The organism is Chromobacterium phragmitis, from assembly GCF_003325475.1.
Classification (GTDB): domain Bacteria; phylum Pseudomonadota; class Gammaproteobacteria; order Burkholderiales; family Chromobacteriaceae; genus Chromobacterium; species Chromobacterium phragmitis.
Window position 1 is genome coordinate 2402991 of the sequence record NZ_CP029495.1, and the last position, 18625, is coordinate 2421615.

19 protein-coding genes are annotated in these 18625 nt (G+C 60.3%); 15 read left to right on the top strand and 4 right to left on the bottom strand.

Annotated elements, in window-relative coordinates; translation table 11 throughout:
* The first annotated feature begins 12 nt into the window (after positions 1–12).
* From DK842_RS11465 to groL, 15 genes are all read left to right on the top strand, one after another.
* Entirely contained in the window at positions 13–744 is a 732-nt protein-coding gene (locus tag DK842_RS11465; RefSeq protein WP_114061558.1) for an SGNH/GDSL hydrolase family protein, read from the top strand.
* Between the two features lie 7 nt (positions 745–751).
* Positions 752–1960 (top strand): polysialyltransferase family glycosyltransferase, encoded by a 1209-nt coding sequence (locus tag DK842_RS11470; protein WP_145964024.1) that lies wholly within the window; start codon positions 752–754, stop codon positions 1958–1960.
* Positions 1936–3231 carry a glycosyltransferase gene (locus DK842_RS11475; protein ID WP_145964025.1) on the top strand — a complete coding sequence of 432 codons (1296 nt, stop codon included), beginning with the start codon at positions 1936–1938 and terminating at the stop codon, positions 3229–3231. The genes DK842_RS11470 and DK842_RS11475 overlap by 25 nt, the downstream gene beginning before the upstream one ends.
* Positions 3228–4508 carry an oligosaccharide flippase family protein gene (locus DK842_RS11480; protein ID WP_168194870.1) on the top strand — a complete coding sequence of 427 codons (1281 nt, stop codon included), beginning with the start codon at positions 3228–3230 and terminating at the stop codon, positions 4506–4508. The genes DK842_RS11475 and DK842_RS11480 overlap by 4 nt, the downstream gene beginning before the upstream one ends.
* Positions 4509–4510: 2 nt before the next feature.
* On the top strand, positions 4511–5071 hold the full coding sequence (locus DK842_RS24105) for an acyltransferase (RefSeq protein WP_269779776.1): 561 nt from the start codon (positions 4511–4513) through the stop codon (positions 5069–5071).
* A gap of 14 nt (positions 5072–5085) precedes the next feature.
* Positions 5086–5520: a cupin domain-containing protein gene (locus DK842_RS11490; RefSeq protein ID WP_114061562.1), complete on the top strand. Its 435-nt coding sequence runs from the start codon at positions 5086–5088 to the stop codon at positions 5518–5520.
* A gap of 29 nt (positions 5521–5549) precedes the next feature.
* A complete protein-coding gene (locus DK842_RS11495; RefSeq protein ID WP_114061563.1) occupies positions 5550–6665 on the top strand; it encodes a DegT/DnrJ/EryC1/StrS family aminotransferase in 1116 nt (371 codons plus the stop codon).
* Positions 6666–7784 carry a glycosyltransferase gene (locus DK842_RS11500; RefSeq protein ID WP_114063713.1) on the top strand — a complete coding sequence of 373 codons (1119 nt, stop codon included), beginning with the start codon at positions 6666–6668 and terminating at the stop codon, positions 7782–7784. It abuts the gene before it with no gap.
* Complete coding sequence (locus tag DK842_RS11505) at positions 7712–8779, top strand: EpsG family protein (RefSeq protein ID WP_114061564.1); 1068 nt, start codon at positions 7712–7714, stop codon at positions 8777–8779. The genes DK842_RS11500 and DK842_RS11505 overlap by 73 nt, the downstream gene beginning before the upstream one ends.
* Before the next feature lie 202 nt (positions 8780–8981).
* Positions 8982–9899 (top strand): glycosyltransferase family 2 protein, encoded by a 918-nt coding sequence (locus DK842_RS11510; RefSeq protein ID WP_168194871.1) that lies wholly within the window; start codon positions 8982–8984, stop codon positions 9897–9899.
* 18 nt (positions 9900–9917) lie between these two features.
* The gene (locus DK842_RS11515) at positions 9918–10814 is read left to right on the top strand and encodes a glycosyltransferase family 2 protein (protein ID WP_168194872.1); all 897 of its coding nucleotides are present in this window, start codon (positions 9918–9920) and stop codon (positions 10812–10814) included.
* A gap of 41 nt (positions 10815–10855) precedes the next feature.
* Positions 10856–11587 (top strand): hypothetical protein, encoded by a 732-nt coding sequence (locus DK842_RS11520; protein ID WP_114061567.1) that lies wholly within the window; start codon positions 10856–10858, stop codon positions 11585–11587.
* Positions 11588–11643: 56 nt separating this feature from the next.
* Positions 11644–12750: an MraY family glycosyltransferase gene (locus tag DK842_RS11525; protein ID WP_114061568.1), complete on the top strand. Its 1107-nt coding sequence runs from the start codon at positions 11644–11646 to the stop codon at positions 12748–12750.
* A gap of 308 nt (positions 12751–13058) precedes the next feature.
* Entirely contained in the window at positions 13059–13346 is a 288-nt protein-coding gene (gene groES, locus DK842_RS11530) for a co-chaperone GroES (RefSeq protein ID WP_114061569.1), read from the top strand.
* Between the two features lie 47 nt (positions 13347–13393).
* Complete coding sequence (groL, locus tag DK842_RS11535) at positions 13394–15034, top strand: chaperonin GroEL (RefSeq protein ID WP_114061570.1); 1641 nt, start codon at positions 13394–13396, stop codon at positions 15032–15034.
* 92 nt (positions 15035–15126) lie between these two features.
* Here the strand turns inward: groL and rfbC are convergent, their stop codons facing one another.
* From rfbC to rfbB, 4 genes are read right to left on the bottom strand one after another with little or no spacing between them, the layout of a single operon-like run.
* The gene (gene rfbC, locus DK842_RS11540; protein ID WP_114061571.1) at positions 15127–15669 is read right to left on the bottom strand and encodes a dTDP-4-dehydrorhamnose 3,5-epimerase; all 543 of its coding nucleotides are present in this window, start codon (positions 15667–15669) and stop codon (positions 15127–15129) included.
* Positions 15670–15675: 6 nt separating this feature from the next.
* Positions 15676–16545, bottom strand: coding sequence for a glucose-1-phosphate thymidylyltransferase RfbA (gene rfbA / locus DK842_RS11545; protein WP_114061572.1), 870 nt, complete (start codon positions 16543–16545; stop codon positions 15676–15678).
* A complete protein-coding gene (gene rfbD / locus DK842_RS11550; RefSeq protein ID WP_114061573.1) occupies positions 16542–17486 on the bottom strand; it encodes a dTDP-4-dehydrorhamnose reductase in 945 nt (314 codons plus the stop codon). Before rfbD ends, rfbA begins: the two co-directional genes overlap by 4 nt.
* Entirely contained in the window at positions 17479–18537 is a 1059-nt protein-coding gene (gene rfbB / locus DK842_RS11555; RefSeq protein WP_114061574.1) for a dTDP-glucose 4,6-dehydratase, read from the bottom strand. The genes rfbD and rfbB overlap by 8 nt, the downstream gene beginning before the upstream one ends.
* Positions 18538–18625 lie beyond the last annotated feature (88 nt).

Genomic DNA, 18625 nt, shown 5'->3' on the forward strand with positions numbered 1-18625 from the left:
TTGCCCGCCGCCATGTCTTCCACTCTTTCTGTTGTTGGCAAACCGTTGCGGCCTCGCGTGCTGATCATTGCCGACTCGCTCGCCTTGCCGCGAGACGATGTCGCTTATGAGCATACTTGGCCCGGCATGCTAGAGGAGCGCTTGCCCACGGTTACGTGGATCAATCGCGCTCAGCGGCTTTCGACCTCCGAGCGCCTGAATAGTGAAGGCAATCAGGGTGCGGATTGCCTAGAGTTTTATCATCCTGATCTGGTCGTGCTCCAGCTTGGCATTTGCGATTGCGCGCCGCGTGTGTTGCATAGGCGGACTGCGGCCTACGTTTATCGTTTGCCTTTTGGACTGGGGGAAAGGTTGTCCTCTTGGCTGTCGCGATGGCGTGGCCGCAAGACTAGCAATTGTCTTGTTCCGCTGACCGATTACGAGCGTAATCTGCGGGACTATCTGATACGTGCGGCTGCACATGGAACGAAAGTAATCGCGCTTGCGACTCCGTCTCCCAGCAACCTCCTGATATCGAAGAACCCACTTATCGGCAGGCAGATCGATGCGTACAACGAGGCGCTCGATCGGCTAGCCGAGCGCTTTTCGTGTTTGAGCGTGCTGTATCCGTTCCGGGGCCTAGATCTGATCGATGGGTTGTTTGTCGAGGATGGTTATCATCTTAACGAGAAGGGGGCGCTGCGCATTGCCGCGGCGCTCGAGCCGCTGGTTCGCGAGGCGCTAGAGCGCCACGCCGCCGCGTGAGTGCGACATGCTTTACGTTCTCATCAACAACGATTATCAATTGCACGCATTGTACCGCCACGGCATTTCTAAGCTTGCGGGTGCCGCAGGTGTGACGCTGATAGCGGTGCCACACGCGCTATCGATGTCGAGAGATATGGCGGATTTTCAGACCATTCATCGCTTCGAGACGCCGCAAGGGCGGATGGGTCTGCTGCGAATGCTGTGGCATTACCGTGCGCTCGGCCGCGATGTCGCCGACGAGTTGAGTCCGAATCCTGACGATACCTTGCTGTTTTTCACCGAGGTTGAATGGCTCAACCAGATCATCGTTCAGCATTTCCGCGGCCGAGGCGCGCGCGTGGTCATGCTGGAAGATGGCGGCTTCGCCACTTATTTGCCCATGTCCGTGCCTGAAAGCGAGCCGCTGAGCATGCGCGAACGCTGCATCCAGGCAGCCTTCCGGCTGGTGCCTGGCTTGAAGCGCAGCCGGCTGTTCAAGGTCAATGGCCAGGTTTTTCCGCGGCTGCCTGACGATGCGATGGACATGATCGCGTTGTATAGGGACGTGCCGCTGTGTCGCGCGGTTCCGACGCGCAGCGTGCTGCGGCCCGCGCGGAAGCGTTGCGAGATTCGAGGCGGCAGCGTCGTTTTCCTGAATGAAAGGATGTACGACCATTATCAGACCGCCGATGCCTACATCGCAGGTTTGCGGCGATTGATGAGAATGTTGACGGATGGCTACGAGACGGTGCATTTCAAGTTCCATCCGCGCGAGCCGCAGGAGTGGAAGGCTCGCATCGGCGAATTGCTGGCGCGGGAATTTCCGGCGGTTGGCGTCATTGACCGACCGGGGACGATAGAGGAGATGATTCTCGACTACCGTCCAGAGGCGTTGGCATCCTATTTTTCCGCAGGCCTGCTCAGCATCGAGCATGAGGGCATCGAACCCCTGTATCTCTATCATTTTCTCGAGGACCTGATGGAGCAGCCTGTCTTCGCCATGGCAAGCCGAATCCTGCGGATCTGGGGCTATCGTTTCGCAGGAGTCGGAGATGTGCGCGCGGGTTACCACAGCGGCATCGGCGGTGCAGGCTCGTCCGCCAGCGTCGATTTGAGCCAGCTTCTGACGCGGCCTTCTGTTGAAAACAATGATGCCGCGAGCGCCATTTCCGCCATCCCGGCAGATCCGGGCGGGCGCCGGCAGAGCGATTGGCGTTCAAGGAGATCGTATTGACAGTTCATGGCTCGACTTCAACCGCTCTTGCTGCAGAGAAAGGAGAGCAAAGCCGCATGCCGCGGGGCGCGCTTTGCGGTGTTTCAGGCCATCGAACCAAGGTGCTGCATTTGGGGAAGCATTATCATCCGGATCAGGGCGGAATCGAAACGGTTACCAAGGATATCGCGCAGGGCGCGGTCCGGGCGGGTTGTGATGTCGCGGTTCTGTGTTTTGGCGATGCCGCACGGCTGAGCCGCGAGCGGGTCGGCGATGTAGAGGTGCTGCGCGCGCCGACATGGCGGAAAGCAGCGTCGCAGCCCATTGGCTGGCAGTATTTCCGCGCGTTTCTGCGTTGCGCTCGCGAGTACGACATCGTCCATGCGCATGTGCCTAATATGCTGGCCGCGTTGGCGGTGGTGCTGGCCCGCGTGCCGGGCAGGGTAGTTGTGCATTGGCATAGCGACGTCGTCAGCAAGGGCTGGCTGGGGCGTATGATGTATCCGTTGGAGTGGCTGATGCTGCGCCGCGCCGATGCGGTGATCGCCACGTCGCAAGCGTATGCAGACGCGTCGCCGTTGTTGCGGCGCTTCCGCGACAAGGTTTGTTTGGTGCCGATTGGGATCGAGGACCCCAAGCAGCTCGATGATCGGCCCTCGCCCAGCCCGGCGCTTGCGTCGGCGAGCGGGCGTGCGGCGCAGCCTGCCGTTGCGAACCATGATGATCGTATCGTGCTGGCTATCGGCCGCTTGGTGCCGTACAAGGGCTTCGAGGTGCTCGTCGATGCGGCGCGCGATCTCCCGCCAGGCTGTCGGGTCGTGATTGTAGGCGGGGGCGAGGGCCGAGCCGAGCTTGAGTCCCGCATCGCGCGTCATGGAGTAGGCGACAGGGTGCAGTTAGCGGGCCGGCTTGACGATGGATCGCTGCGCTTGCTGTTTCAGCGCGCGACTCTATTCTGCCTGCCTTCTGTTTCGAGGGCGGAAGCGTTTGGTGTGGTGCTGCTGGAGGCGATGGCGCATGGCCTGCCTATCGTGGCGTCCGATATCGCCGGCTCCGGCGTGCCCTGGGTCAACAGCCATGGTGAAACCGGATTGAATGTTCCGGTGGGCGACGCGGCCGCTCTGGCGGCTGCGATCACGACCTTGCTGGCGGAGCCGGAGACGCTTGAGCGCATGGGCGCGGCGGCGCGGCGGCGCTTTGAGGCCGAGTTTACGGCAGAGATCGCGACGCGACGCGTGCTCGAACTTTACGCCGCCCTGGCATCGCCGCAATGCGGGAACGTTGTCGCATGAAAACGGGAATGGCGAGTTTCAGTATGGGCGCTGTCCTGCGCGCTACGCGCGCGTTGGCCGCGCGCGCGCGATTGTTGGCGGTGTATCTGTCGTTTTCGGCCGGTGCGAGCGTGGTGGGGCTGTTGACTACTCTTTTCATGATCCGCCATGTCGAGCCGGAGCAGTTTGGCCGGCTGGCTATCACGCTTGGCGCGTTGGTGATCGCCAACGCTGTGGTCGGTTTCGGCGCCGACAATTTGGTAGCGATCAACAAGGCCAAGCTGGATGCTCAGGGTTACGCATCGTTTCGCCGAGCCTACAGTCATTTTGCGCTGACAACCTTCGTCGTGGGTCAGTTTGTCGCTGTGCCGGTATGGCTCTCCGGCCAAGTGGACGGTCTGGTGCTGTTGGTTCCGCTGATGGCGCTGCTGAAGTTTTTTGTCTCCATGGCCAGCATCGAGTACGTAATGGAGCAGCGGGCGGTTGCCTACGGTTTGGTACAGCTTTTGACTGCGATGGCCGCCTCGGTGGTGACTGTCGCATTGGTGCTGTGGGTGTCGCCGCGGGCGGAGTCTCGAATCGTGGCCCTGATGCTGGCCGATGCGATTCTACTGGCGGTCCGCTACGGAGTGAAGCCGACCGTAGTCACATCCTGGCGCTTCGATCGAGAAGCCTTTGGGCGCATTGCACGATTCGGTGCGCCGCTGATGCTATCGGTTGGTCCTGCCTATCTGATCAATGAGGTGGACAAGGTGGTGGTCGCGCAGCGCCTGGATCTGGCTTCTGCCGGCATTTACGGCGCAGCCTGCACGATTGCCGGTTTCATGCTGACTTTCATCACCGCACTGCTCAATTCCGCGGTGCCAAAGCTCATGGCGGCGCTGAAGGAAGGACGAGAGTCGCCGATGCGAGTCGCAGCCCGCTATGTCACTAGATTCTGTGGGCTCTCGATTGTCTTTGCCGCTTTGTTTCTGGTCGCATACACGCTTGCTGCGGGCCATCTCTTGCCGGCACGCTATACTGCGGCGATTCCTATCGTGTATGTGTTGGTCGTGATGATGCAATGGCGCAGCGCCTATGCGGTCATCGGTACTGTGACCGACTACTACGGTATGACGACCGAAAAGCTGATCGGCTTCATGCTGGCGGCCGCTATCGCTCTTGGCAGCAATTTGTTGCTTATTCCGCGCTTTGGCTTGTTAGGAGCTGCATTCGGCACTGGTCTGGCCTATGTCGTGCTCGCGTCTTGGCTGATGCTTGCGTTGTTTCGTCGCCCCTTGGTCCCCCATACCATATGATCATGTTGACTAGAATTGTTCTCTTACTTCTTGGCACGATGCGTGTCGATCATATCGCTGATCGCTGGTCCAGTCTGCTGGCGCAGCTGCGAGTGCGTCGCTTGCGCGCGCGCGGGATATCATTGTCTTTTGTGCCACAGGGCGGTTACGATTTTTGTATCGCCGGCGATCTGTCGCGCTTCCATATCGATCCGACCAGCCATATCAAGTCCGACACTTTTATCGAGTGCAGCGGCGGTGTGCGTATCGGACGTCATTTTCATACGGGCCGCGGATTGACAATTTTTTCCAGCAACCACAATTACCGTAGCGACACGATGATCCCGTACGACCATGTTGATCTGCCGGGTCCCGTCGTTATCGAGGATTTCGTCTGGTTCGGTGCCAATGTTTCGGTTGTGCCCGGCGTGACTGTCGGCGAGGGGGCCGTGGTGGCAATGGGCGCGGTGGTTACGCGCGACGTGCCGCCCGGCGCAATTGTCGCCGGCAATCCTGCACGCATCATCGGTAATCGGGACATGGCGCTCTATCAACGTCTAAAGGCCGAAGGCCGTTTCGCCTAATGAGGGGACTCCAAATGATCGAAGAGATTCGCGACGGCGACACCGTCATGGCGCTTATCCTGCGCCGCGATTACAAGGTTGACGGCATCCAGTTCCTGACGCCGGACTCGTATTCCCAGCAGTTGGGTTATATGAACCGGCCGCAGGGCTATGTGATCAAACCGCATGTGCATAATCCGGTCAGCCGTGAAGTCCAGTACACTAACGAGGTGCTTTTCATCAAGAGCGGCCGTGTGCGTGTCGATTTCTATGGCAATGATCAACAGTACCGGGAAAGCCGCGTGCTGGAGAATGGCGATATCATCCTGCTGATCGTCGGCGGGCATGGTTTCCAGATGTTAGAGGCCAGCGAGATCGTTGAGGTCAAGCAGGGCCCCTATGTTGGTGAGCATGACAAGATTCGTTTTGAGCCGGTGCCGGCCGACCAAGTCAAGTTGTCCGGCCACTAAATCGGCACCAAACTAAGAGAAACATCGACATGATCCCTGTGAATCAACCGTTGCTGGACGGCAACGAGAAACGCTATTTGCTTGAGTGCATCGAGTCGGGTTGGATTTCCTCCGAAGGCCCCTTCATCAGGGAATTTGAGGAAAAGTTCGCAGCTCGCTTCAATCGCAAGCACGCGATCGCGGTCAGCAATGGCACCGCGGCTTTGGACGCGGCTATCGAGGCGCTGGGCATCGGCCCTGGGGACGAAGTTATCATGCCTTCGTTCACCATCATTTCCTGCGTGATGCAGATCGTGCGTAACGGCGCCAAGCCGGTGCTGATCGATTCCGATCCTAACACCTGGAACATGGATGTGAGCGCCATCGAATCGCGCATCACGCCGCGTACCAAAGCCATCATGGCAGTTCACATCTACGGCCTGCCGGTCGATATGGATCCGCTGCTGGAGCTGGCGCGCAAGCATGGCCTCAAGGTGCTTGAGGACTCGGCGCAGATGCATGGCCAGACCTATAAGGGCCGCCCCTGCGGCAGCTTTGGCGACATCAGTACCTTCAGCTTCTATCCCAACAAGCACATCACGACTGGCGAAGGCGGCATGATCGTCACGGACAGCGACGAGCTGGCGGAACAGTGCCGCAGCCTGCGCAACCTGTGCTTCAAACCCGAAAGCCGTTTCGTGCATGATCGCCTCGGCTGGAACCTGCGCATGACCAGCATGCAGGCCGCGCTTGGCTTGGCGCAGCTGGAACGCCTGGATGAGTTCGTCACGCGCAAGCGTCGCATGGGGGCGTTGTATCAGGAGTTGCTGGGAGACCTGGAGGGCGTGCAGCTGCCGCAGGCGTCGACTGACTACGCGGAAAGCGTCTACTGGGTCTTCGGCCTGGTGTTGGACGAGCGTCTGGGCTTGACGGCGGCCGATGCGATGAAGCGTCTCGCCGCCGAAGGCATCGGCAGCCGACCGTTTTTCTACCCGATGCATCAACAGCCGGTATTGCGCCAGATGGGCGCGATTGCGGATGCGGACCGTTGTCCGGTCGCAGAACGTTTGTATGAGCGCGGTTTTTACATTCCGAGCGGGCTGGCCTTGACCGAGGACCAGATCCGAACTGTCGCCGCCACTGTACGCCGCATCCTGACTCTCTGAATGAAGCCCAAAGATCCCCTTGTCATCGTAGACTTGCGCACCTGGCCCTGGACCGGAATCGGCCGGGTCACACGCGGCGTCTTTCAGTGCGCGCGCGAGCTGGAGTCAGAGTTCGAGATCCAATACATCGTCAATGGAGATACCGCGATACCGGATGGCGTATCGAACGTGATCCCCTTTCGCTCGCTGCCGTTCGGACGCGGCGAGCAGCTCGAGTTTCGCCGGCTGTTCGCTCGTTTGCGCGGCCGGCGCGTGATCCTGCATTCGCTCAATTTCAATGTCCCGTTGCTGTTGCCCAGGCATGTGAGCCAGATCGCGCACTTCTACGATGTGCTGACGGATACCGGGGAATTTCGCACGCCGCTGCATCGCCTGGCTTACAACGCTTATGTCTGGAGCCTGCGCAGGCATCGCGCGACGATCCTGGGACAGTCGGACTACACGGCGCAGCAGATTGCGAAGCACCATCCCTTCCATGAGGTGATCGTCTGTCCGCATGGCTACCGCAACTATATGGAGCCGCGCGAAGCGGACTTGCAGGCGATCTACGGACTGCAGCGTCCTTATTTCCTCTATATCGGACTCAACAAGCCGCGCAAGAACCTGGATGGCCTGCTGGCGGCCTATCGGGATGCGTTGAAGGCGAATCCTGCCATTGGCTATGATCTGGTCGTTTGCGGCCCGATCTTCGACCGCACCTCGATGGGGTTCGACATACGCGCCGCGGTCGAGGCCGAGCCGGCGCTGGCCGGGAGGGTGCATTTGCTGGGATTCATTCCCGAAGAGCACTTGTACGCGATCTACCGGCACGCCAGCCTGTATGTCGTGCCCAGCCATCTGGAAAGCGGCTACAGCTATCCCGCACTGGAAGCGTTGACCACCGGGACGCCGGTGTTGCTGAACCGGGTCGATATGTATAATTACGCCTCTTCCGGCGAAGGCGTGTTCTTTTTCGATGGCGGCGCGAAGAACGGCGAAGGCAGCCTGCAGGCTGTGTTGGCGGATATGTTGGCGCGCCCCGGTTTCACGCGGGTCGATCCCATGCGATGCGACGTGCTCGCGCGTTTCGATTGGGATCGTGTCAAGGACTCGATGAGATCTCTGTACCGACGCATATGACCCCATATCTATTCGTTTTCGCCGCGTTTATGGCCATGTTCCTGACGCTGGAAGCGACAGCGGGCCGCCGCGCCTTGACTCGAACCGAGTGCTGGATGCTGTTGCTGCCGCTGGCGATATTCGCCATCACGTACGCCGGGCGCATTGGGACGGACGTAGAGAACTACGCGAGGCTGTTTGACCTCGCCGAGGGTTTTCCGTTGGAGCCCGGCTTCTCGATACTCATGATCGGCGCCAAGGCCATCGGGCTCGACTACGTCGACTTTACGCGCTTGCTGGCGCTGATGGAAATGTTGTTGCTGCTGTCCATCGTGACGCGGCTGCGCGATCCGCTGTTTTTCCTGCTTTTCTATCTGGGCTCGTTTTATCTCAACTTCCAGTTCAACGCGATTCGAAACTCGCTTGCCTTGTTGATAGTCGCCGCGCTGTATGTCCGTTTGCCAAGGGCCGGCCTGCTGGCCTTGTTGTCTTCGACGGCCATCCATTATTCATCGCTGCTGTCGCTGTCGCTGGTGCGGCTGTCGCTGAGCCGTCGGCAGAAGCTTGCGACCGGATTGGTGGTCGCCGCCGGCTGCGCCATCGCGCTGGTCTGGTTGAAGACCGATTGGCTGGGGGCGGCCGCTGAAGGCTTGTCGGGCTATATGGGATATCTGGAGCAACAGTACGAGAGCAAGGCGGTGTATCCGGCGCTGCTGTTGAAGCTGTATGTTGCCTGGCTGATGTACCGCAATGGCGGCAGGCGGTTCTATCTGGTTGCCTATGCGATGCTGGTCGTGTTGATTCATGCGGTGAGTCCGGTGCTGAGCCGGCTCGGCGACTTGGTGCTGTTTCTGATGCTGATGGACTTCTGCGCTAATCACCGCTTGGTTCGCCGCCGCATGCTGGCGATAGGCGTGAGCTGCGTGCTGGTGTTGAGTAGCCTGATGATTCCGTGGAGCGATTGCCAAAACGGGGGAGAGGCCAGTTGGTGCCTGTCCGGCCTCAATGACAGGTAATGACTGGATATCATGTCGAGACGCTCGCCGGCCACGCTGCAAGATTCAAGCTCGCGGCGATGCTTGCTCCGCCTGTTTCGCTTTGCCCGGGGAGGCGCCGATTTGCGCTGGCGGGCGGCCGGAGTTGGCGTGCATTTGAAAGAGCCTGCCCCGCGCCATGCGCCGGGCAGGTCCCGATGAACCTTTATCCTGCAAGATTCCCATGATCGATGTCAGCATCATCATTCCGACATTCAACCGTCGCGATTGCCTACCCGACGCGCTTGACAGCGTATTTGGCCAGGCCAATGTGAAGGTGGAGTGCATCGTCGTCGACGATGGGTCGAGCGACGGCACGGTGCCCTATATCCGCGAGCGCTACGAGGCGTGCGAGCTGGTTGTGATCGAGAAGCCAAGCCGCAGCGGTCCTCAGGCCAGCCGCAATCTCGGCATGGCGGCGGCGCGCGGCGAGTTCATCACCTTTCTCGACTCCGACGACTACTTTGAGCCCGGCACGCTGGCCGAGCGCGTGCGTTTGTGCCGCGAAGGCGGCTTGGATGCCCTGTTCTCGGGCTTCCGCGTGAAGTTTGTGGGCCGTCGCTGGGACCTGGTGAAAAACGTCGGCACCTCGGCGAGGCGCTGCCCGGCGAATTTCGCCGCGGCGCTGAGGGACTTCAAGATCGCGCCAATGATCACGATCATGTACCGGCGCTCGGCGCACGCGGGACTCAAGCTGGACGAGACGCTGGCCTCCGGCCATGACGACGATCTTGCGCTCCATCTGATCCGCACCAGCCGCTTCGCCTTTGATGACGTGCTGGCGGCGACCATCGTCCAGCATGTAGGCGAGCGCGTTGCGACGCCGCGCAATCTGATGATTGGCGATGCCCAGCTGCTGCAGAAGTACGCCGGAGACCTTGCCAGACTGCATGGCCCCGGCTATTTGACCCGACGCCGCGCGCAGGCTCTTGCCGGTTTGTGGAGCGTGGGCCAGTTCAAGCGCACGGCGCAGTTGAGTCCGGCGGCGGGTCACGGGTCGATGGCGATGGCGGTGGCGCTGGGCGTGTTATATCTGCCACGCCGTTGGTGGGGTTCGTTACGAAAGCGCGCCATGATGCGCGTCGTGCGGGCAATGCTTTGAACGATGATGAGTGACGGCATGAGTACCCATACCTCTGGACAGGTTTATGTTCTGATTCCCTCGCACAATCGCCGCGACATCCTGTGCGCGACGTTGGCCAAAGTGCGCGCGCAGTTGTCGCCAGAGGCGGCGCGGCTGATCGTTGTCGACGCCGGCTCCACTGACGGGACGCGGGACGCGGCGCAGGCGCGATGTCCGTCGGTCGAGATTGTCGACGGACATGCCGACATGTGGTGGACCGCCACGGTCAACCATGGTTTGAAGCATATCGCCAAGACGGCGCGCGCAGGCGACCGCGTATTGTTGATGAACGATGATATCGATCTGGCTCCCGAGGCATTGATCCGCTTGCTTGAGGCCTCGGATCAGGAGCCGGATGCCGTAATCGGAGCGGTGAATATCGTGCACCGTTCAGGCGAAGAGGCGCGGGTGTATTTCTGCGGCGGCCATTACGATCTGCGCTTCGCCCGGCATAAGGCCAACATCCCAGAGGGCACGCCTTGGCGAGCTCCTGTGTCCCGCTTTTTGGAGACCGATTACTTGTACGGCAGGCTGCTGGTGATACCTTGGCGTGCTTTCGAAGCCGGATGCGGCTTCGACGAGGAGGCTTTCCCCCAATATTGCGCTGACGAGGACTTTGCTTACGGCGCTAAGAGGCGAGGCTTCCAGGTGCTGGTCGATAGCAGGAGCGTCGTCTATGTGAACGAAGCGACGACGGCGCGTTTCAGTCTCAGCTTCGGAAGGGGAGGCTGGCGCGGCGTGCGCAAGGCGCTGACCGCATTCAATTCCTGCTACAACTGGCGCCAGAGCTGGGCGTTCAGCCGGCGTTACGCTCAATGGCCAGTTGTCTACATGCTGTGTCGTTATGGGATCATCTTCATCAACGAGAATGTACGGACGCCGGCGAGCAGATAACGCAGCCGGCTGGATCGCAGCAAAGTGAGAGGGAAATCGATATGTTTCAATCGTACGGTTATATCGACAACGCATCGAAGCTCGGCGACTATTGCCGCGCCAGCCTGAACGATGAAAATGATAGGACGCACTTGCCGGATGTTCCCAACGATACATGGGAACTCTACAAATGCCTCCGGCTGACAGACGAGTTGCTGGAAATTTTTGGCGAGCTGGAGGTTTTCCAGCAACTGGCCCAGGCCGGCTATCGGCTGCGCGAGGAGCCGACTTTGATTCGATGGACCTATAGCGGCCGGAATCGCGGGGCGGCGGATCATTATCACCATGACGGCCATTTCGGCAAGGGAGGGCAAGTCAGCCTGATGCTGCTTCTGGAGGAAAACGTCGGCAAGACTCATATGCGCCTCGTTCCCGATTCGCGTCATGCGTTCGGCCGCAAGATGTACGATGCGCTATGGTCGGCGCCCTTCCGGGGGCGCGGCCGCCTGTTCCGCCTCAATGACTGGCTTATCGAATGTTTCAGCAAGACGATCCGCCTGGAAGGGCCCAAGGATAGGTTGTACTATTTTAATGCGGGGGACAACCTGCACAAGGCGTTCCCTGTAGCAAATACCACCCGGACCATCTTCCATCTGAACCTGACTTTGTTCGAGAGCCGCCTTACGCCGCAGCAGCTCAGCAAGATCAATCCCGACGCGCATGCGGCGTATTGGCGGCAGTTGCTTGACCTGGAGCCAGTGAGTCGCCCCCAGCCATGCGTAATCCAATCTTGACAGTGGTGGGATGGTGTCTCCATCGGCATCGTCGACAAAAATAGAAGAGGCACCCAATGTTACAGATACTATTGTTGGCCACGTTTTTGTCCCTGTTTGTCGGTATGTGCCTGATTCGTTTCGTTCATCTGCATGAGCGTTTTTCTGCCGATCACGATCTGGGCGGCGTGCAGAAGTTCCATGCCAGGCCGGTGCCGCGTATTGGCGGCGTGGCGATCGCGATGGGCTTGACGGCCGGCTGTGGCTTGTTGGCCTGGCTGTTGAGGGATGCTTCGGTATTGTTGTTGTTGGTAGTGGCGTTGCCGGCTTTTGCGGCGGGAGTGCTGGAGGATGTGACGAAGAAAGTGGGCCCGTTGCCGCGCCTGCTGGCTACATTCATTGCCGCTACGCTTGGATATTTTGTGCTTGGCGCGGGCTTGCTGCGGCTGGATGTGCCGGTGCTGGATGGTTTGCTGTCCGAGTTTTGGATGCTGTCGCTGTTGCTGACCGTCATCGCCGTGGGGGGCGTGGCGCATGCGGTGAACATCATCGATGGCTACAACGGCTTGTCGGGGGTGGTGTCCATCTTCATTTTTCTGGCGATGGCGTATGTGGCGTTCAAAGTCCAGGACCCCGCGCTGATGGGGGTTTGTTTCGCCATGGTGGGGGGGATCGCCGGATTTTTGTTCTGGAATTTTCCGCGCGGGCTGATGTTCGCCGGAGACGGCGGCGCTTATTTGGTCGGCTTCATGATTGCGGAAGTGTCCGTGTTGCTGGTGGCCCGCCATGCGCAGGTTTCACCATGGTTTCCGATGCTGTGCGTGATTTATCCCGTGTTTGAGACACTGTTTTCGATCTACCGCCGCAAGTTTCTTCAGGGGCGCAGGATCGGGTACCCGGATGCTCTGCATTTGCATCAGTTGATCTACATGCGCTTGGTCCGCTGGATGGTGGGAAGCAAGAACGCTGATCACAAGACCATGCGCAACAGCTTGACCTCGCCTTATCTGTGGGCGCTGTCTTCTGTGTCGGTGGTGCCGGCGATGCTGTTCTGGCAGAACACCGAGGTGCTGATCGTTGTCTGTGCGCTGTTCGCCATGTCTTACATCTGCCTTTACCGGATGATCATCCGCTTCCGGACGCCGCGTTGGCTGGTGCTCCGGCGGGCTTGCAGAGAGGATTGATCCCTCTGGGAAGGCGCGGGCGTGATGCCGTTCACTTGCTTGCAGGTGAGCGGCATTTCTCATGATGCGAGCCAGTCGGCCGCAGACATGAAGCCTTGTCCCGTGTTGGCTTCCGCCAGGAGCCGTGGATGCCGGGGCAAGATGGAATGGCCAATGACGCCAGCGAAATTGTTTGCACGGCTACCCCTTGAAATACTCGGGGGGCGTCCCTATTATTAGCACTCGCAATGGCTGAGTGCTAAACCCTCGGCCGCAACCCATACCACCTGATGTTCAACTCTCAACAGCCAATGTAATAGGAGAGATCAATGGCAATTCGTCCTCTGCACGACCGTGTTGTTATCAAGCGCCTCGAGGCTGAAGAAAAGACCGCTTCCGGCATCGTTCTGCCGGGCGCCGCAGCTGAGAAACCGGACATGGGCGAGGTCCTGGCGGTTGGCAACGGTAAAATCCTGGAAAACGGCGAACGCCGTCCGCTGGAGCTGAAAGCCGGCGACAAGGTGATTTTCGGCAAGTATTCCGGCCAGACCGTCAAGGTTGATGGCGACGAAGTCCTCGTGATGCGCGAGGAAGATGTAATGGGCATCGTTGAGTAATCCGACCCTTATCTGAACTTCATCAATAGATTCTGGAGATTTCGAGAATGGCAGCTAAAGACGTTAAGTTTGGTGATTCCGCTCGCAGCAAGATGGTAACTGGCGTCAACATCCTGGCCGACGCGGTCAAGGTGACCCTGGGTCCCAAGGGCCGCAACGTGGTGCTGGATCGCTCCTTCGGCGCGCCGACCATCACCAAGGACGGCGTGTCCGTAGCCAAGGAAATCGAACTGAAGGACAAGTTCGAGAACATGGGCGCCCAGATGGTCAAGGAAGTGGCTTCCAAGACTTCCGACGTAGCCGGCGACGGCACCACCACCGCCACCGTTCTGGCCCAGGCCATCGTGCAGGAGGGCATGAAGTACGTTGCCGCCGGCATGAACCCGATGGACCTGAAGCGCGGCATCGACAAGGCCGTGGTGTCGCTGGTGGGCGAGATCGCCAAGATCGCCAAGCCGTGCTCCACCTCCAAGGAAATCGCCCAGGTCGGCTCCATTTCCGCCAACTCCGATACCGACATCGGCGAAATCATCGCCAATGCGATGGACAAGGTGGGCAAGGAAGGCGTGATCACCGTTGAAGACGGCAAGAGCCTCAACAACGAACTGGACGTGGTGGAAGGCATGCAGTTCGACCGCGGCTACCTGTCCCCGTACTTCATCAACAATCAGGACAAGCAGATCGCCGCTCTGGACAATCCGTTCATCCTGCTGTTCGACAAGAAGATTTCCAATATCCGCGACCTGCTGCCGGTGCTGGAGCAAGTGGCCAAGTCCGGCCGTCCGCTGCTGATCATCGCTGAAGATGTGGAAGGCGAAGCGCTGGCTACCCTGGTGGTGAACACCATCCGCGGCATTCTGAAGGTTGTGGCTGTCAAGGCGCCGGGCTTCGGCGATCGCCGCAAGGCCATGCTGGAAGACATCGCCAAGCTGACTGGCGGCGAAGTGATCGCCGAAGAAGTCGGCCTGACCCTGGAAAAGGCCAGCCTGGACCAGCTGGGCCAAGCCAAGCGCGTGGAAGTGGGCAAGGAAAACACCACCATCATCGACGGCGCCGGCGAAGCCGTCACCATCCAGGCGCGCGTGGGCGAGATCCGCAAGCAGATGGAAGAAGCCACTTCCGATTACGACCGCGAGAAGCTGCAAGAGCGCGTGGCGAAGCTGGCCGGCGGCGTTGCCGTGATCAAGGTCGGCGCCGCCACCGAAGTGGAAATGAAAGAGAAGAAGGCCCGCGTCGAAGACGCGCTGCACGCCACCCGCGCCGCGGTTGAAGAAGGCGTGGTTGCCGGCGGCGGCGTAGCGTTGCTGCGCGCCCGCGCTACCCTGGAAAGCCTGAAGACCGACAACGTCGATCAAGAAGCCGGTGTGAAGATCGTGCTGCGCGCGATCGAGGCTCCGCTGCGCCAGATCGTCAAGAACGCCGGCGACGAGCCGTCGGTCGTGGTGAACAAGGTGCTGGAAGGCAAGGGCAACTTCGGTTACAACGCCGCTACCGGCGAATACGGCGACATGCTGGAAATGGGCGTGCTGGACCCGGCCAAGGTGACCCGCTCCGCTCTGCAGCACGCCGCGTCCGTAGCCGGCCTGATGCTGACCACCGACTGCATGATCGCTGAGCTGCCGGAAGACAAGCCGGCCGCGGGCATGCCGGACATGGGCGGCATGGGCGGCATGGGCGGCATGATGTAATCAGCGCCGCATGGGCATGGCGACATGCCCGGCCAGATGAAAAACCCCGCAGCGTGCTGCGGGGTTTTTTCATGCGTTCATGTCGGGAACGATCAGCGTCTCAGCGCGGCGAACGCTTCGCCTTGCTGATCTTTTTCGGACAGGGTTGGAGGAGAGGCGAGCGGCCAGTCTATCGCCAGGTCGGGGTCGTTCCAGGCGATGGAGCGTTCCAGTTCCGGATGCCAGTAGTCGGTAGTTTTGTAGAGGAATTCCACGTCGTCGCTCAAGGTGAGGAAGCCATGGGCGAAGCCGGCGGGAATCCACAACTGGCGTTTGTTGGCGGCGCTCAGTTCCACGCCTACCCATTGGCCGAAGCTTGAGGAGCCGGGACGGATGTCGACGGCGACATCGTAGACGATGCCGGCCACGACGCGGACCAACTTGCCCTGCGGATGCGGATCCTTCTGGTAGTGCAGGCCGCGCAGCACATTGCTGCCGGAGCGGCTGTGATTGTCCTGAACGAAATGGACCGGATATCCGATGGCCTGCTCGAAGCGCTGCTGGTTGAAGCTTTCGAAGAAAAAGCCCCTTTCGTCGCCGAAAACCTTGGGCTCTATGATTTTGACGCCGGACAGGCGGGTATCTAGGCATTGCATGGCGTTTCAGTCCAGGATGGAGAGCAGGTAACGGCCATAGCCGGTTTTGTGCAGAGGGTGGGCCAGCCGGCGTATCTGCGCTTCGTCTATCCAGCCATGCCGATAGGCGATTTCTTCCGGGCAGGCCACTTTCTGTCCCTGGCGGTTTTCAATGGTGGCGATGAACTGGCCGGCCTCCATCAGCGACTCATGGGTGCCGGTATCCAGCCACGCGTAGCCGCGGCCCATGGTTTGCACGGTCAGTTGCCGCTGTCGCAGGTAAAGATTGTTGATGTCGGTGATTTCCAGCTCGCCGCGCGGGGAGGGGCGGATCGATTTGGCGAAGTCGATGACCTGAGCGTCATAGAAGTAAAGTCCGGTGACGGCGTAGTTGGACTTGGGCGCGGCAGGCTTCTCTTCGATAGACAGCGCGGTGCCCTGTGCATCGAATTCGACCACGCCATAGCGTTCAGGATCGCTGACGCGGTAGGCGAATACGGTCGCGCCGCTTGGTTGGCGACAGGCGTCCTGCAGCAGGTAAGAGAACTCGTGGCCATAAAAGATGTTGTCGCCCAGCACCAGGGTGGAGGGCGCGCCATTGATGAAGCGCTCGCCGATCAGAAAAGCTTGCGCCAAGCCGTCTGGATGGGCTTGCACGGCATATTGGAGATTGAGTCCCCATTGCTCGCCGCTGCCGAGCAACTGCTGGAAGCGGGGGGTATCCTGAGGAGTGGAAATGATCAGGATGTCCTGTATTCCCGCCAGCATCAACGTGCTGAGCGGGTAGTAGATCATCGGTTTGTCATAGACGGGGAGCAGCTGTTTGCTGACAGCCAGCGTGGCAGGGTAGAGGCGGGTGCCGGATCCGCCGGCCAGGATGATCCCTTTTCGTTTCATGGCTGTCCTTTTCCATCTTCAGTGTGCCGGCGCGGCATGGCGCGGGCCAGTTCCGCGAGCGCTGGGTCGACCCCGGCCTGCCAGCTCGGCAGTTCCAGATCGAAGGTCTGCTTGAGCTTGCCGCAATCCAGCCTGGAGTTGGCGGGACGCCGGGCCGGGGTCGGGTAGTCGCAGCTGGGGATGCCCTGGATGGCGTCCGGAGCGAGTTTGAGGTCGAGCCCGAGGGCTTGCGCCCGGCTTAGCAGGTAGCGCGCGTAGCCGTGCCAGCTGGTTTCGCCTTGCGCCGCCAGATGGTAGGTGCCGCAGGCGAACGCGTCCGGCGCGTCCAGATAGCGGCTAAGCAGTCGGGCGGTGCAGTCCGCGATCAGGAGGGCGGAGGTCGGCGCGCCGATCTGATCGTCCACGACGTTGAGCGAGTCGCGTTCGGCGGCCAGTCGCAGCATGGTTTTCAGGAAGTTGGCGCCGTGCGCGCCGAAGACCCAGCTGGTGCGCAATATCAGATGCCGTCCGCCGGCGGCGCGGACGTTCCGCTCGCCTTGCCATTTGCTGCGGCCGTATACGGATTGCGGGTCGGGCGCGTCGTCCTCGCGCCAGGGTTGGTTGCCTTGGCCGCTGAACACGTAATCGGTGGAGTAGTGAACCATCAACGCGTCGTGGGAGGCAGCCCATCGCGCAAGCTCGCCAGGAGCCTCGGCATTGACCTGGAACGCCAGTTCCGGCTCGCTTTCCGCCTTGTCCACTGCGGTGTAGGCGGCCGGGTTGACGATGATGTCAGGCCGGATGCGATCCAGAGCCTGGGAGAGGCGTCCTGTTTGGCTCAGGTCCAATTGCCGGCGATCTGCGGCGATCAATTGGCCGAGCGGCGCCAGCGCGGCCTGCAGGGCGTGGCCGACCTGGCCGTCTTTGCCGGTAATCAGAATGCGAGGCAGTGCTTCATCCATATTGCTTGCTCACCCAATCGCGATAACTGCCGTCCCGGACGTGGGCGGCCCACTCCGCATTGGCCAGATACCATTCGATGGTCTTGCGTATGCCGCTGTCGAATGTTTCGGCCGGCCTCCACCCAAGCTCCCGTTCCAGTTTGCCCGCGTCTATGGCATAGCGCCTGTCGTGGCCGGGCCGATCGCTTACGAAGCGGATCTGTTCGGCGTAAGAGCGGCCATCCGCTCTGGGACGCAATCCGTCCAGCAGGCTGCAGATGGTGCGGACCACTTCCAGATTGGTCTTTTCATTGCAGCCGCCGACATTGTAGGTTTCTCCCGCTCGGCCTGCTTCCAGCACCCGGCGGACCGCGCTGCAATGGTCGCTGACGAACAGCCAGTCGCGGACTTGCAGGCCGTCGCCGTAAATGGGCAGCGGCTCCCCGGCCAGCGCGTTCAGGATCACCAGCGGGATCAGCTTTTCCGGGAAATGGTAGGGACCATAGTTGTTGCTGCAGTTCGTGGTTAGCACCGGCAGGCCGTAGGTGTGATGCCAGGCGCGGACCAGATGATCCGACGAGGCTTTGGAGGCCGAGTAGGGGCTGTTGGGTTGCTGGGGGTGGCGCTCGCTGAAAGGGGCATCATCCGCAGCCAGCGAACCGTAGACTTCGTCGGTGGAAACGTGGAGAAAGCGAAAGTCCTGCTGGCGGCGCGCTTCCAGGCCTTGCCAATACCGGCGCGCGCTTTCCAGCAATTGAAAAGTGCCGATGATATTGGTCTGGATGAAGGCCATCGGGCCGTGAATGGAGCGATCCACATGGCTTTCCGCGGCGAAGTGGATTACGGCGCGTGGCTGATGTCTCGCCAAGAGTTGATCCAGCAGCGCGGAGTCTAGGATATCGCCGTGAACAAAAACATGGCCGGGATGCGCCTGCACGGATTTCAGCGTTTCCAGATTGCCGGCATAGGTGAGCGCATCGAGATTGACGAGCGTTTCATCATGCCTAGCCAGCCAGTCCAGTACGAAATTTCCGCCTATGAAGCCCGCGCCGCCGGTAACGAGAATGGTCATGGATGAATTCCTGCGCCAATAGAAGTTGAGGCCGCGCCGGCCAGGAAAATCGAGCCGCGCAGCGATTCCGCTGGTTTTTCCGCGGCGC